Annotated in this window: 13 protein-coding genes; 4 read left to right on the forward strand and 9 right to left on the reverse strand. The window is 62.5% G+C overall.

The window, feature by feature from the left end; genetic code table 11:
* Positions 1–6: 6 nt before the first annotated feature.
* Positions 7–2,286 carry a mechanosensitive ion channel domain-containing protein gene (locus tag E4656_RS17145; protein WP_135484539.1) on the reverse strand — a complete coding sequence of 760 codons (2,280 nt, stop codon included), beginning with the start codon at positions 2,284–2,286 and terminating at the stop codon, positions 7–9.
* A gap of 62 nt (positions 2,287–2,348) precedes the next feature.
* Positions 2,349–2,618: a hypothetical protein gene (locus E4656_RS17150; protein WP_135484540.1), complete on the reverse strand. Its 270-nt coding sequence runs from the start codon at positions 2,616–2,618 to the stop codon at positions 2,349–2,351.
* Positions 2,619–2,752: 134 nt separating this feature from the next.
* Here E4656_RS17150 and E4656_RS17155 point away from each other — a divergent pair, with 134 nt between their 5' ends.
* Positions 2,753–3,694: an alpha/beta hydrolase gene (locus E4656_RS17155; RefSeq protein ID WP_135484541.1), complete on the forward strand. Its 942-nt coding sequence runs from the start codon at positions 2,753–2,755 to the stop codon at positions 3,692–3,694.
* A gap of 1 nt (position 3,695) precedes the next feature.
* Here E4656_RS17155 and E4656_RS17160 read toward each other — a convergent pair whose 3' ends face one another.
* The 4 genes from E4656_RS17160 to thpD form a co-directional block, all read right to left on the reverse strand.
* The gene (locus E4656_RS17160) at positions 3,696–4,289 is read right to left on the reverse strand and encodes a DUF3105 domain-containing protein (RefSeq protein ID WP_135484542.1); all 594 of its coding nucleotides are present in this window, start codon (positions 4,287–4,289) and stop codon (positions 3,696–3,698) included.
* Positions 4,290–4,335: 46 nt separating this feature from the next.
* Positions 4,336–5,169, reverse strand: a complete 834-nt coding sequence (locus E4656_RS17165; RefSeq protein WP_135484543.1) for an alpha/beta hydrolase — start codon at positions 5,167–5,169, stop codon at positions 4,336–4,338.
* 19 nt (positions 5,170–5,188) lie between these two features.
* The gene (locus tag E4656_RS17170) at positions 5,189–5,545 is read right to left on the reverse strand and encodes a hypothetical protein (RefSeq protein WP_135484544.1); all 357 of its coding nucleotides are present in this window, start codon (positions 5,543–5,545) and stop codon (positions 5,189–5,191) included.
* A gap of 156 nt (positions 5,546–5,701) precedes the next feature.
* Positions 5,702–6,643, reverse strand: coding sequence for an ectoine hydroxylase (thpD, locus tag E4656_RS17175; RefSeq protein ID WP_205849255.1), 942 nt, complete (start codon positions 6,641–6,643; stop codon positions 5,702–5,704).
* Positions 6,644–6,932: 289 nt separating this feature from the next.
* Here thpD and E4656_RS17180 point away from each other — a divergent pair, with 289 nt between their 5' ends.
* The 3 genes from E4656_RS17180 to E4656_RS17190 are packed head-to-tail and all read left to right on the forward strand — an operon-like array spanning position 6,933 to position 9,640.
* Entirely contained in the window at positions 6,933–8,036 is a 1,104-nt protein-coding gene (locus E4656_RS17180) for an alcohol dehydrogenase family protein (RefSeq protein ID WP_167856111.1), read from the forward strand.
* Positions 8,029–9,102: a proline racemase family protein gene (locus E4656_RS17185; protein ID WP_135484545.1), complete on the forward strand. Its 1,074-nt coding sequence runs from the start codon at positions 8,029–8,031 to the stop codon at positions 9,100–9,102. Before E4656_RS17180 ends, E4656_RS17185 begins: the two co-directional genes overlap by 8 nt.
* A gap of 4 nt (positions 9,103–9,106) precedes the next feature.
* Positions 9,107–9,640, forward strand: coding sequence for a retropepsin-like aspartic protease family protein (locus tag E4656_RS17190; RefSeq protein WP_205849256.1), 534 nt, complete (start codon positions 9,107–9,109; stop codon positions 9,638–9,640).
* A 389-nt stretch (positions 9,641–10,029) separates the two neighbouring features.
* On the opposite strand, the gene E4656_RS17195 is transcribed toward E4656_RS17190, so the two are convergent.
* From E4656_RS17195 to purL, 3 genes are read right to left on the reverse strand one after another with little or no spacing between them, the layout of a single operon-like run.
* On the reverse strand, positions 10,030–11,022 hold the full coding sequence (locus tag E4656_RS17195) for a tRNA-dihydrouridine synthase (protein WP_135484547.1): 993 nt from the start codon (positions 11,020–11,022) through the stop codon (positions 10,030–10,032).
* The gene (locus E4656_RS17200; RefSeq protein WP_135484548.1) at positions 11,003–11,350 is read right to left on the reverse strand and encodes a hypothetical protein; all 348 of its coding nucleotides are present in this window, start codon (positions 11,348–11,350) and stop codon (positions 11,003–11,005) included. Before E4656_RS17200 ends, E4656_RS17195 begins: the two co-directional genes overlap by 20 nt.
* A gap of 4 nt (positions 11,351–11,354) precedes the next feature.
* Positions 11,355–15,305 carry a phosphoribosylformylglycinamidine synthase gene (gene purL, locus E4656_RS17205; protein WP_135484549.1) on the reverse strand — a complete coding sequence of 1,317 codons (3,951 nt, stop codon included), beginning with the start codon at positions 15,303–15,305 and terminating at the stop codon, positions 11,355–11,357.
* Positions 15,306–15,360 lie beyond the last annotated feature (55 nt).

Genomic DNA, 15,360 nt, shown 5'->3' on the forward strand with positions numbered 1-15,360 from the left:
GCATGCTCAATCGTCGGCTTCGTCGAAGTCACCCTTGTGTTTGGGGTTGGTCTCCGCCTTGCCCACATCCAGGGGTTCCTGCGCTGCCGGCTTCTCCTGTTCGATACGGATCGGCGCCGGTGGTGCGGTACCATCCTTGTCCTGCCCGAAGTAGAGCGTGGTGTGCGGGAAGGGTATCTCGATACCGGCGGCATCGAAGTGCCTCTTGACCAGCCTGTTGTAAGCCCGGCCAACGGCCCACTGCGCGCCGGGCCTGGTCTTGATGCGCACCCGCACATTGACGGAGCTGTCCGCCAGTGCGGTCACTCCATGCACTTCCAGCTCATCTTCCAGCAACTGGTGCGCGGTTTCAGGGTCGCTGCGCAGATCAGTCTTGAGTTCCTCATAGGCCGCGCGCAGATGATGAATGACCTCATCGGTATCTTCACGATAAGCCACACCGTATTCACCCACATGGAAGGCAAAGTCACGCATGAAGTTGGATACCGCTTCCACCGAAGAAAACGGGATAACGTGATAGGTACCAGACAGGTCGCGCAATCCGAGCGAACGGATGGTCAGCTTCTCGGCCACCCCGGTAATGCCGCCTGCGGACACCACATCACCGGTGTTGATCGCATTTTCCATCTGGATGAACACGCCGGTAATGATGTCCTGCACCAATTTCTGCGCACCAAAACCGATGGCCAGCCCAAGTACGCCGGCACCGGCGATCAGGGGGCCTATATTGATGCCGATCTCGGCCAGTACAATCATCAGCGTCATGATGGTCAGTGCCACCATCAGCGCATTACGGAAAATGGTCAGCAGGGTCTTTTCACGCGCCGTCGGTTCACCCGCACCGGTCTCCGGATTCAGGCGATGCTCGATCCAGCTCGCCATAAGTATCCACAGTGCCTTGGCCACAATCAGAATCAGACCGACCGTGACCACTTTCAGCACCACATTGGCTCCGGCCTCGGAAGCCAGCCAGGCGCCCAGGCTGAACACGCCCCAGGCATCCAGTATAAAGGCCACCACGACCACCAGAATCAGCATGCGCACGACCTTGAGCACGGTCGGTATGAAGTCGTTCAGTCGTTCTTCCAGCAGCGGAAACCGATGGCGGGTTTCTTCGTTGATATGCAACTGGTTGCCGATCAACTGCCCCAGCACCACGGACAGGAAAACCCCGGCCCCGATGGCCACCACCATCTGAATGGTAGCGCGCACCAGGATGGGCATCGCATCCTCGGGACGCAGGAGCGTGACAATGGCCAGACCGGCAAAATAGGCAATGGCGATCCAGTGCCAGCTGCGCGCCAGCAGACCCAGACTGAAGCGCGCATAGTTGGACTGCGCATGCTCCCCGGCTGCGCGCAGCTTGGCCGCCACCTTGCTCCGATTCTGCAGGATGATGGCCAGCGCATACAGAAAGGCCACCAGCATGATGGCAAAGGTAATCACCTGTCCGACGGCTGCCGACAGATCCGCATTGACCATGGGTACCACCAGCAGCACACCATAGCCGATAAAGCTGACCAGACGCGCCAGCCAGGCATTCCAGTAAGCGGCATCCTCGGACTGCATGGGCAACAGGCGCAACCCGTCATCCCGCGCCGCGAACACCACCCGGATCATGACCTTGAACACCTCGATCATCAGGAAGGCATTCAGGAACAGGGTTTCCCGCGTCGCCATTGCACCGGTTTCACCCAGAATCAGCAGCGCTCCTGCATAACCGGCCAGCCAGGCCAGCACCACGACCAGAATATCCACACTGGCAGCAAACAGTACGGCCAGCGTCTGACGAAGCAGCGGACTGCGCTGGCTGCCCTGCTGCGCCCACTCGCTGGCCCGGCGGAACAGCCCTCGCGCCAGGCGCCTGAGTACAACAAATACCGCCAGCGTAGCCACAATAACCAGCGCCAGATTGAGCGCATTGGTAGCCAGGACAGCGTAGTCCAGGCCGGTTTCACCGGCACTCACGGCGCTGATGGCATCCAGCGCATCGCCAAACTGGGCCACCAGATTCTGGGCGATACCCTGGGTGCTGTCGGCCAGCATGCGGGAGAAGGTGACCGGCTCGGTCGCTGCCGGCTCGGCGCCCTCTTCGGTCGCCGCCTGACGCAATTCATCAATCAGCCGGTTGCGGGACTCTTCGTCTTCCAGCAGGTCGGCGAGCACCTGGCGCGGCGTCTGCTGCTGGTCCTGGGCCAGTGCTGCCACGGGCAGCCAGACAACACCAGCAAACAATACGATAAGGGCGGCACAGAATGGCCGGCAGAAACGCGATAGTGTCGGCACAGACAAAACCGGACTCCTTGTTCTTGGCAAAGTAAGGGGTAGTGACAGCGGGGCCAAAGTCGTCAGATGATTTCCAGGCCATAGGCCGACATCAGCAAATAACCGATGCCCGCCAGAGACTGCAGCATGCAGCTTTCGGCGTAGGCGGGATCACGGTTGCGAAACCACCACCATTGCAACCAGCCCACAGGCGGCAGGGTGCTGACGGCGATGCCCAGAAACAGGCCGATACGGCGCGTCCAGGGGCGCTCGGGCGCTGCCTTGACGGTCAGGTAACCAATCACGAACAACAGCAGCATGTGTAACGCCACAAAGGCGAGCACAGTGATCATGACAACTTCCTGTTGCGGCACAGATGAAGTCTAACGCTAGGCGACTTTGCGCACCGGCGCAAGTAGAAATCCGACGGCTTGCAGTCTGCGTACTCAGTCTGCACCAGCTGATCCGCAACTGCTAAGGATGCGCCATGGCAACTGCTACCGACCTGTCACCCACTCAGCACGGCCTGACCACAGGCTGCGGCCTGGGGTTTCTGGGTGTGCTGGTACTGCTGCTGGGGGCCTGTGCACAGCATCAGAACCGACCTTCGGACAGTGCCGCTGTCACGCCGCCAGCCAATGGACAGCACCAGTTGGAGCAGGATCTGCGTTTCAGCCCGGACACCTGGCCACAGACACTCCATGCCGACCTGTACACACCGGCAATCGAGTCGCCCGACGGAGGCTTTCCGGCGATGATCATGGTGCACGGTGGGGGCTGGGAAGGCCGCTCGCGTCAGGACATGAATCGCGCCGCCCGCCGTTTCGCCAACGCCGGCTATCTGGTGCTCAATATCGACTACCGCTTTGCGCCTGAATACCCCTACCCGGAGGCAGTCCATGATGTGCAGCAGGCACTGCGCTGGCTGCATGAACAGGCGGGAGCACTGTCCGTGGACACCGGCCGCATCGGCTTGCTGGGCTTTTCCTCCGGCGCACATCTGGCCAGCCTGGCGGCGCTGACCGCCGGTACCGACCATGAGCTGGATCAGCCCTGGAGCGGTGCAGCTTATCGACCCGCGGCAGTGGTGGTCGGCGGCACACCGACCGACCTGCGCAAATTCGGCTCCGGGCGTCTGGTGGAACAGTTTCTGGGCGGGACCATGGAAGCGGTACCGGCACGCTACGAGGCCGCCTCACCGGTGACACAGGTGCATGCCGACAGCCCGCCGTTCTTTCATTTTCACGGCACCTGGGACCGTCTGGTGCCACCCGACCACAGCAGCGACTTTCATGCCGAGCTGCTGGCGGCCGGCGTACACAGTGAACTCTATCGCATGCGGCTGCGCGGCCATGCCACCAGTCTGGTGTTCAGCGGCGACGCTCTGAGCGCCGCCGTCGATTTCATGAACCACCAGCTCTACCCCTGACTCAGCGTACCGGGTTTTCCGGCCCGCGCCCGCGGTAGGCCTCGATAAAGGCCGCCATCGGGGCCGGGTCAAAATCATCCAGCCGCAGCCGATGATCCCAGGCGGTCAGCACCACGCCGCGACCCAGCCCCTGGTGTGGCACCGCATTCACGGCCGACCAGGTGCCGTTGTAGAAGCGGGTCCACTCACGCAGCCGCTCCTCGTCTTCCGGCCGCAGCTCATCGTAGTAGACATTGATGTTGCCATGTTCAATGGCATGCACCAGACCTTCATTGGGCTGGGGCGTCTCGTAGAATCCGGGGCGGGTAGGCGATGGCCAGTGCGGACCGGACGTTGGAAAATCTGATTCATAGGCGACGCGGGTTCCGGCCGGCACATGCGTTTCACCCTGATTGGGCGGTGTCTCCACCTGTGCCAGGGCCGGCTGGCCCTCACGCACCAGGGTCTCCCAGTCATCCGGGACAGTCGGGAAAAACAGAACGAAAGCAGCGATCAGCGCCAGCACGGCCGCCACACCACCCCCGATCAGCAGACGCATCCGGCGCCGCTTCTGTTCCCGTTGTTGCCGCATCTTGCGATTTTTTTCCTGGCCCATGTCCTGCCACTCCAAGTACTGATTGATAATAAACGCTTAAAAGGTCCTACAGGCTGCGCAAAAACTCAGCCAGGCCGCCTCGGTACACATCTCCCGAGGTCAGAAACCCGGTGTTATGGTCGCCGCTGATCTCGAGAAAATCGACCCGCGGCGCACTGCCGGCTTCGGCCGCCTGCTGAATGGCCTCGCCATGCCGGAAGGGCACAATGTCATCCTGCGGACTGTGCACAATCAGAATCGGCACCCTCACCTCTGCCACCATGGCCTCGGTGTCATAATCATACCGGGACAGCGTGCGCACCGGCAGAAAGGGGTACAGCCGTGCGCCCATATCCGGCACAGAGGTGAAGGCCGATTCCACAATAAGACTCGCGGGTTGCTCATTTTCTCCCAGCTCGGTGGCAATTTTTGTCGCCACGGCCGCACCCAGGGAGCGACCGAAGAGCGTCACGCTGTCGCCAGCCACCCCCTGTTCCTCGATCAGCCAGCGCCAGGCTGTGCGCCCATCTTCATAGAGCCCGTCTTCCGACGGCCGGCCACTGCTTTCTCCATAGCCTCGGTAGTCGATGATCAGCACCTGCTGCTCAAGCTGGTGAAATATACGCAGCGAATCCAGCCGATGTGAAATATTACCGGCATTACCGTGAAAGAACAGCACGGTTCCGGCCGGGTCCGGGTGCGGCAACCACCAGCCATGCAGGGTTTCGCCATCCTCGGTGGTGAGTTCGACATCCTCGTAGTCCAGCCCTTCATCGGCCGGTGTGCGCACCAGTTCGCTACTGGGCAGATGCAGCAGATTGCCCTGAAACAGCCACATGGCACCGACAATCAGTCCATAGGCGGCGACAACCGTTACCAGAGCTGATTTCAAAAGCATCATCAGAGCCTCCTGCGCCGGGTCAGTGCTTCCTGCGTGCCGGGCCCTCGCGCTGCAGCACTTCCTGCAGACCCTCGCGCACCAGCCCGGTGTGCAGTTTGCGGAAGGTCAGCCCGGCCGCAACAATGCCCAGCCCCAGAAAGGCAAAGGCCCACATGGGCTGGGTTTCGACAAACAGCATGCGCCCGCCGATGGTCACCACAAAGCCGACCAACAGACTGATCACCAGATACAGGGCCACCCGGCCGGTGCGACGCTGGGAGACAAAGATCTCGTAGCGCGCCTGCTCCAGCAGGGCTGCCTGTTCCTGGCGTGAACGGTCACTGATCTCGGGGAAACGACCTATAAAGCTTTTGATAAAGACCTCCGACGACGGCACAGCAAGGGCTCACCATGATGCCAGAATGCGGGCCGCCGCGCACGCGGGAGGGCAGCGCCACATTGTAGGCTGTGAGCCTTGCTCACGCATTCGGGCCAGGACACCCATGCGTGGCCAAGGGCCACAGCCCACAATTCATCATGCCTTGCGGCACCCTCAGGCCGGTTCGGCCACGCGCACGGTGGTGGGGTTGGTCACCGGCTGCAGCGGGCGCACCGAAGACCGGGTCGCGATGAACTCCGGCCGCGGCCGTGTACCGCAATAGGGCGCCTCCAGCCGGTTCTCGACACTGTTGTAGACAAAGAACAGATTGCTGCGCGGCCAGGGAGACAGGTTGTTGGCCGAGGCATGCAGGGTATTGCATTCGAACAGAATCACCGACCCGGCAGGTCCCGTCGGCGACACCAGGCCTGCGTTCTCGCTCATGGCCTGCAGGTTGTCGGCCGCGGGCACACCCAGGGTCTGGTTCTTCAGTGACGCCTTCCAGTTTTCTTCCGGCGTCCGCCCGTGAGTGGGCACAAACCACCGATGCGACCCCGGAAGCAGCATCAGCGGCCCGTTGTATTGATTGTTCTCGGTCAGCAGGATGGACAGGCTGAAACAGCGCATGCGCGGCATGCCGTCCTCGCTGTGCCAGGTCTCGAAATCCGAGTGCCAGTTGAAACCATTGCCGGTAAAGCCGGGCTTGTAGTTGATGCGTGACTGATGAATATAGACATCACTGTCCAGCAGTTGCCGGGCCATGCCCAGCAGACGCGGGTCACGCGTCAGACGATCAAAGCGCGGGGACAGTTCATGAATCCCGAAGATCGAGCGAATCTCATCCGCATAGGGCTCGATGATGACCTGGTCACGGCTCTTCAGGTTGGGGTCCTGGCCGTAGTCTTCCAGATCGTCCAGAAAAGGTTTCACTTCTTCCGGCGAGAAGAAACTGTCAAAAAACAGATAGCCATTGCGTTCATAGAAGTCTACCTGATCGCGGCTGAGAGGCCCCTTGCTGCGCGCCGGCTCGTCGCTCCAGACCACAGGGTCCAGCCGTTCAAAGGCTGCTCGCTTGTCTTCCAGACGAGTCGGGTAAACATCATGAACCTGAGTCATAATCATCCTCCTTCTTGTCTGTGCTCGAACTTCAGATGTTGGGATTTCTCGAGTGAGTCACCCTCCAGGGTTTGGCAGTACACCTGCCATCTGGGGGTTTTGTTCCGTTTTTCAATACCTTATGTAACCCGGCCGAAAAAACAGCCCGGCAAAAGCCGCCGAAAGCCCATCATGACTTGAATCCAGCGGGATTCCGCACTAGTTTCGACAGACAAACACGAAGTCAGATCACACTGACACAGCCTGCCAGACACCATCAACAAGACAGCAGATACAGCAAGGAGGTTCGATGATTCCAGAGACCATGCGAGCAATACAACTGACCGGCCATGGCGGTCTCGACAAACTGGTTTACCGGCAGGACGTGCCGGTACCACAACCCGCCGCCGGCGAGGTGCTGATACGGGTCAGCGCCTGTGGCATGAACAACACCGATGTCTGGGTCCGCGAAGGGGCCTATGGCAGCGAAACCGACCCGGGGGCCGTATCCACCTGGCGCCGGGGGCGTTCGACCCTCGAATTTCCACGCATCCAGGGTACCGACACCGTGGGTGAAATAGTCGCTGTCGGCGACGGCGTGCCTGAGCACCGCATTGGCGAGCGCGTGATAGTCGATTTCAGTCTCTACAACCGCCCGGAGGGCGACGACAGCCTGGCCGACATCGACTATATAGGCCACGGCCGCGATGGCGGCTACGCGGAATACACTGCCGTGCCGGCCGAAAACGCCTACCACGTGACCAGCGATATCAGCGATGCCGAACTGGCCACCTTCTGCTGCGCCTACCTGACCGCCGAACAGATGCTGGAACGCTCGCGGCTCTCCGCAGGCGAACGGGTGCTGGTCACCGGCGCTTCGGGCGGTGTGGGTTCAGCCATTATTCAACTGGCGCGGGTACGCGGCGCCATCCCCTATGCCGTGACCAGCAAGGGCAAGGAACAGGCCCTGAAGGACATCGGTGCCGAAGACGTGATACTGCGCGACGAGCCCGACCTGGTCAGCGCCGTGGAACGCATGGTCGACGGCCAGCCCATCGATGTGGTGGCCGATCTGGTGGCCGGCTCCATGTTCAATGACCTGCTGCGCATCCTCAAGCCCGAAGGCCGCTACAGCACCGCCGGTGCCATCGGCGGCGCCGTGGTCGAGCTGGACCTGCGCACCATGTACCTGAAACAGCTGGAACTGCATGGGTCCTCCCAGGGCACCCGGACCTCGTTCCGGCGGCTGGTGGACTATATTCAGGAAGGGCGCATCAAGCCCCTGCTGGACCGCACCTTCAAGCTGTCCGATTTCCACCGGGCGCAGGAGACCTTCATGAGCAAGACCTACATCGGCAAGCTGGTGGTGGTCCCCGACAGCCAGTGGGAAGAAAAAGGAGCCCCCCATGCCTGAACGCACCGGACGCATGCGCTCGCTGGAACTGATCGATACCCAGTCCGGCGGCGACGTCAGCCGCATCGTCGTGGACGGCATCGGGCTGATACCCGGCACCACTGTGCTCGACAAGATGCGCTATCTGCAGGACCACGGAGACGGCCTGCGCCGCCTGCTGCTGTCCGAACCCTACGGCGACCCGGCCATGTCGGTGGATCTGATCGTCGAGCCCTCGCACCCGGAAGCCCAGGCTGGCTACATCATCATGGAGGCCATGGGTTATCCGCTCTATTCCGGCTCCAACACCATCTGTACGGCCACGGCGGTACTGGAAAGCGGCATTGTGCCCATTCAGGACGGTGAACAGGATCTGGTGCTGGAATCACCGGCCGGCCTGGCCCGCATCAAGGCCTTCAATCACAACGGCCGGGTAGAGTCCATCACCACGCAGGGCGAACCGGCCTATGTGGCCGCGCGGGATCTCAGCATCACGGTGCCAAACTACGGCGTGGTGCGCTACGACCTGGTATGGAGCGGCGCCTTTTTTGCGCTGGTGGATGCCACTGCCCTGGGTTTCGAGATAGTGGCCGACGAGCAGATCGCCCTGGCCGCCTTCGGGGATGCCTTTGTGCGTGCCGTGCGCCCGGAGTTCCGCCAGATTCACCCGGACCTGGGTGATGTCGGCCCCCTGCCCTTTGCGCATTTCACCAGCCCATGGCGGGAGATCGAGCCCGGCGGCTACGAGTCGCGCTCGGCGACCTATGTGCACCCCGGGGTGATCTGCCGCAGCCCGACCGGCACCGGCACCTCGGCGCGCCTGGCGTTGATGTACGAGAAAGGCGAAATCCGCGACGGCGAGTATCTGGAAACCATTTCACCGCGCAACAGCCGGTTCAGGGGCACCGTAATCGGCGAAGCCAGCGTCGGTGAGCACCGGGCGCTGGACAGCCATATTACCGGACGCGCCTGGACTCTGGCCCATTCCACCATCTCGGTGGATCTGGACGATCCCCTGGTCGACATCTCCGACCTGGAGCACCTGCTGCCCAGCGATGCGCCCCACTTCAAGCGCAACGGAGGCTGACCCCTTGGCCAGACCGGGTGACCACAATCAGGCCCCGACCCGCCGCATCGGCTGGATCATGGGCCTGTTGGCCTGGGCGGCGCTGTCCGGGGTGCTGATCCTGGCCTTTCAGGAGCAACTGGCCAACCTGATGAACCCCAATCGTCAGGTGCAGTCGGTGCATACGGCAGAGGCCATCGAGATCACCCTGCAGCCCTCACGCGGCGGGCACTACCTGCTGGATGGCACCATCAACGGGCAGCGGGTCACCTTCATGCTGGACACCGGCGCCACCCAGGTGGCCATACCGGCCGCCATTGCTGATGACCTCGGGCTGCAGCGCGGCCGCCCGGTGCAGGTGCGCACGGCCAACGGCATCGTCACCGCCCACCAGACCGAACTGCAGACGGTGGGACTGGGAGATATTCAGCTCGACGGCGTGGCCGCGCAGATTCTGCCGGGCTATGACAGTGACGCCGTACTGCTCGGCATGAGCGCCCTCGACCGACTCGACTGGCGCCGCGAGGGGCAGGAACTCACCCTGCGGTTTCGGCGGTGAGTCAGGTACATGCGTGCCCGTTGCCGCCTACGGGCCTGTACCACACGGACCGTCACCAAGCTCGGGCACATGCCCCTTGTAGGCGGTGGCCCTCGGCCACGCACAAGCAGGCGCCATGCGTGAGCAAGCTCACAGCCCACAACGGAGGCTCATTTGTAGCGAGCGACGCGAGTCGCGATGGGCGGCGTAAGCCGCCCTTCATACGGGGCTTTCGGCCCCGGTCGGGACCACAGGTAATTTATCGGGACTTGCGTCCCTCGCTACAGGTTGTGGTGCCCCGTTTGTCGGGACTTGCGTCCCTCGCTACAGGTTGTGGTGCCCCGTTTGTCGGGACTTGCGTCCCTCGCTACAGGTTGTGATGCCCCGTTTGTCGGGACTTGCGTCCCTCGCTACAGGCAAGCGGCCATTGGAGGAGACACGCCTTTACGCAGCGCTGCCTGCATCTCGGCTGCCGTACGCACCCGCTTGACCTGCTCGAAGCAGATGCGGGCTTCGGGGTAGGCTCGCTCCAGATATTTCAGCCACTGCTTGATGCGGCTGGGCATATAGCGCTCACGGCCGGCGGCAATATCGGTTGCGCCCAGTTGCATGACCGCCGCCAGGGCCTGTTCCCAGGTCCAGGGTGGCTGGCCGCAGGCTATGACGGCGGCAAGATTGGGCAGGGCCAGCGCCCCGCGTCCGAGCATCACATCGGTGACCCCGCTTGCGGCCCGGCAGCGGTCGTAATCCGCGCGTGACCACACCTCGCCATTGGCCACCACCGGCACCCCACGCTTGCGCGCCACCTCGGCCACCCGGGCGATCTCGTCCCAGTAGGCCGGCGGCCTGTAGCCATCCACCTTGGTACGCGCATGCACCACAATCTCGGCAGCACCGGCATCGAGCAGGGCCCAGGTATTGTCCAGCAGTCGTGCCCGGTCTTCAAAGCCGAGGCGCATCTTGGCCGTGACCGGCTGCGCCGCCGGCACGGCAGCACGCACCGCGCTGACCACACGATACAGCGTCTCCGGCTCGGTCAGCAGAATGGCCCCACCCCGGCTCTTGTTGACAGTACGGGCGGGACAGCCGAAATTGATATCGACCCCGGGTGAGCCCAGCTCGACGGCACGCGCCGCATTAACGGCCATGGTTTCGGGGTTGTTGCCCAGCAGTTGCAGGCGAACAGGAGTACCGGCTGGCGTGCGAGCACCGGCGTGCAGCTCCGGGCACAGACGATGAAACACACGCGGCGGCAAGAGTTCATCCACCACGCGCAGAAACTCGGTCACGCAGAGGTCAAAGCCGCCGTTGCGCGTAATCAGGTCACGCATGGTGGCGTCCATGACGCCTTCCATTGGCGCCAGCAGCAGGCGCCCGCCCGGTTCAGAACTCCTTGTGGTCATATTGCTGCAACTGTTCAATCACCTTGGCCAGCTCTTCGCGCCCCTGCCGGTTCAGCAACTGCCCTCGTATCTGGCGGCTGTAGCGGTCGTCCAGATACTCGCAACGCATACGCAGCTCTTCCAGAAAGTCGTCATGGCGAATGGGCACCGACAGAAAGGTACGCCACTCGATGTCCTTCGCCTCGCCGCGCTCCACCCGCTGCAGCAGTTCGAGCATGCTTTCACGGGTGGTGCGGTAGATGGGGTTGCGCTCGATACGCGCAAAGAACCAGATAAAGCCGCCAAACGCCAGCAGGACCACCACCAGTATGACCAGCGTTGCGAGCATGCCTCTACTCCGTGGGCTCGACTGCAGCCGGTTGCTGTTCGGCCACCCAGATACGGGCATTGCGGAACATGCGCATCCAGGCACTGTCCTCTCCCCAGTCTTCCGGTGCCCAGGAATGGGTGATGGTGCGGAACACCCGCTCCGGGTGCGGCATCATGATGGTGACCCGACCATCGGCGGAACAGAGGCCGGTAATGCCGGCCGGTGACCCGTTCGGGTTGTAGGGGTAGGTCTCGGTCGACTTGCCGTAGTTGTCAACAAAACGCAGTGTCACCAGCCCCGAGTCCAGCGCCTGCTCCGGGGTCTGGCCGGCACGGAATTCAGCCTGGCCTTCACCATGCGCAACCGCAATGGGCAGCCGCGAGCCAGCCATGTTGCGCAGGAAGATGGACGGGCTCTCTTCCACCCGCACCATACAGGCCCGGGCCTCGAACTGCTCGCTCTGGTTGCGCACAAAGTGCGGCCAATGCTCAGTGCCGGGAATCAGCTCGCGCAGGTTCGACAGCATCTGGCAGCCGTTGCAGACGCCCAGGGCAAAGCTGTCCGAACGCGCAAAGAAGGCGCGGAACTCTTCACGTGCCGTCGCATTGAACAGGATCGACTTGGCCCAGCCCTCACCGGCGCCCAACACATCCCCGTAGGAAAAGCCGCCACAGGCCACCAGACCGGTGAAGTCACGCAGGCTGATACGGCCGGACAGGATATCGCTCATGTGCACATCCACCGTCTCGAAATCGGCACGGTCGAAAGCCGCCGCCATTTCGATCTGGCCGTTGACACCCTGCTCGCGCAACACCGCCACCCGTGGTCGGGTATCCGTTCGGCCCAACGTTTCCAGCGGGTTGTCTTCCGGGTCGAAGGTCAGGCTGGCGTGCAGGCCGGGGTTGGCTGCATCCAACAGGTTGTCGTACTCCTGCCGGGCGCAGGCTTCGTTGTCACGCTCGGCCTGCATGCGATAGCTGGTTTCCCACCACCAGCGCAGATACTGGGTGCGGGTATTGGCCAGCACCTCGTCGCCGGCGGTCACAAAGCGGATCTGGTCATCCTCGTTGGGCCCGCCCAGGCGGCAGACCATATCGCTCAGCCCCCAGCGGTTGAGTTCATTGTCGACCGTTTCCAGATCATCATGCCGCACCTGCAGCACGGCACCGGGCTCCTCGCTGAACAGCACGCCGGTCAGGCCGGTACTGCTGTACTGCGCCAGTTTGACGGCGGCATCCAGGTTGACATCGATTCCGGTGCGCCCGGCAAAGGCCATTTCCACCAGGGTCGTGAACAGGCCGCCGTCTGAACGGTCGTGATAGGCCTGCACCAGATTCTGCTCGAGCAGACTCTGCATGGCACCGAAGAACCGTTTCAGGTCTTCCGGGTAGTCGACATCCGCCGGGGTATGACCGACCTTGCGGTAGACCTGAGCCAGCGCACTGCCTCCCAGGCGGTTACGGCCCTGCCCCAGGTCGATCAGCAGCAGTTCGGTGTCGCCCCGGTCGGTCCGCAGTTGCGGGGTCACAGTGCGCCGCACATCCGTTACCGGGGCAAAGCCGGTCATGATCAGGGACACCGGTGACACCACACTCTTGCCGACACCGTCGTCTTCCCACTGGGTGCGCATGGACATGGAATCCTTGCCCACAGGAATGGTAATGCCCAGCGCCGGACAGAACTCCAGCCCCACCGCCTGCACGGTGTCGAACAGGGCCTGATCTTCACCCGGATGGCCGGCGGCGGCCATCCAGTTGGCGCTCATGCGTATATCAGACAGCTTCTCGATGCGCGTGCTGGCCAGATTGGTAACGACTTCCGCCACGGCCAGTCGCCCGGCTGCTGCCGGGTCGATCACCGCTACCGGAGTGCGCTCACCCATGGCCATGGCCTCGCCGGTACAGCCGGCGTAACCCGTGGTCGTCACAGCCGCATCGGCTACCGGTATCTGCCAGGGGCCGACCATCTGATCACGTACCACAGTACCGGTAATGGAGCGGTCACCAATGGTGATCAGGAAACTCTTGCCTGCAACAGCCGGCAGCTTCAGAACCCGCTCTGCGGCTTCCGCCAGTTCCACCTTGGGCATGAATTTCTGCTGCGGCCGCTCCTGGCGCTGGAAGCTGCGCTGCATCTTGGGTGGCTTGCCCAGCAGCACATTCAGCGGCATGTCGACCGGCAGGTTGTCAAACTGACTGTCATGAACCTGCAACTGACCATCGGCCCGGGTTTCACCCACCACCGCAAAGGGGCAGCGCTCGCGCTCGCACAGGGCGGCGAATTCATCCAGCCGCTCCGGGCTGACCGCCAGCACATAGCGTTCCTGCGATTCATTGGACCAGATGGCCAGCGGCGACATGCCGGGTTCGTCATTGGGAATGGCGCGCAGATCGATCCGAGCACCCTGCCCGCCATCATTGACCAGCTCCGGCAGCGCATTGGACAGGCCACCGGCACCCACATCATGAATGAACAGGATGGGGTTATGCTCGCCGCGCTGCCAGCAGCGGTCGATCACCTCCTGACAGCGGCGTTCCATTTCCGGGTTGCCGCGCTGTACGGAAGCAAAATCAAGGTCTTCCGAGCCTTCACCCGAAGCCATCGAGGACGCTGCACCGCCGCCCAGACCGATCTGCATGGCCGGCCCGCCGAGCACGATCAGATGCGCCCCTGCGGGAATCGCATCCCAGGCCTTGTCGACGTGATCCGGGCGGATATTGCCATAACCACCGGCGATCATGATCGGCTTGTGGTAGCCCCAGAGCTGGTCGCCCACCACTGAGGGCGCACTGACCTCGAAGGTACGGAAATAGCCCGTCAGATTGGGGCGACCGAATTCGTTGTTGAAGGAGGCGCCGCCAATGGGCCCCTCCAGCATGATGTTGAGCGGTGATTCCATGCGCGTCGGGCGACCGTACTGGCCTTCCCAGGGCTGCACAAAGCCCGGAATGCGCAGGTTGCTGACGGTAAACCCGGTCAGGCCGGCCTTGGGCTTGGCGCCCTGACCGGTGGCCCCTTCATCGCGAATCTCGCCACCAGCACCGGTCGCCGCGCCGGGAAAGGGCGAAATGGCCGTCGGGTGATTGTGCGTTTCCACCTTCATCAGGATGTGCACGGTTTCATCGTTGTAGCCGTAGGCCTGGGTCACCGGATCAGGGTAGAAGCGGCCATTGCGGAACCCGGCCATGACGGCGGCATTGTCCTTGTAGGCCGACAGAACGCCTTCCGAGTTGCACTCATAGGTATACTTGATCATGCGGAACAGGGAGTAGGACTGATCTTCCCCGTTGATGGTCCAGTCGGCATTGAAAATCTTGTGGCGGCAGTGCTCCGAATTGGCCTGCGCGAACATCATCAGTTCGACATCGGTCGGGTTGCGCTGCATGCGCTGGAAGTTCTCGACCAGATAATCGATCTCGTCATCGGCCAGGGCCAGCCCCAGCGCCTCGTTGGCCGCGCCCAGGGCGTCGTGACCGCCCGCCAGCACATCGACGGTCTCCAGTGGTTCGGGCTCGGCTGTGGTGAACAGCACTTCGGCATCTTCCAGGCGCGGCAGCACCGCTTCCACCATACGATCATGCAGTTGGGCCGCGATGGCCCAACGCTGCTCGTTATCCAGTGGCTGCGCGCTGCTTACATAGTAGGCGACGCCGCGCTCCAGGCGCCGTACGCGACCGAGTCCACAGTTGTGCGCAATGTCGGTGGCCTTGGAAGACCAGGGTGAAATGGTGCCTGGACGCGGCACCACCAGAAACAGCTCTCCGGTCGGTTCTTCGGGCGTTGCGGCCGGACCATAGTGCAGCAAACGTTCCAGCACGGATTGTTCAGACTTCGTCAAGGCCTCGTCAGTGCGCAAAAAATGTGCATAATCTGCGTACACCGAGGTGACGTCCGGACACGTCCTCTGCAAAGTCGACAGCAGTTTTTGGCGGCGGAATGACGAAAGGGCCGGAGCCCCGCGAAGAACCTGCATGATCTGGAAGCCTCTGTAGCTTTTGGATGTCGCGCAGCCGGAGTTGCGATAGAGC

Source organism: Natronospirillum operosum (assembly GCF_004768465.1).
GTDB classification, from domain to species: Bacteria; Pseudomonadota; Gammaproteobacteria; order Pseudomonadales; family Natronospirillaceae; genus Natronospirillum; species Natronospirillum operosum.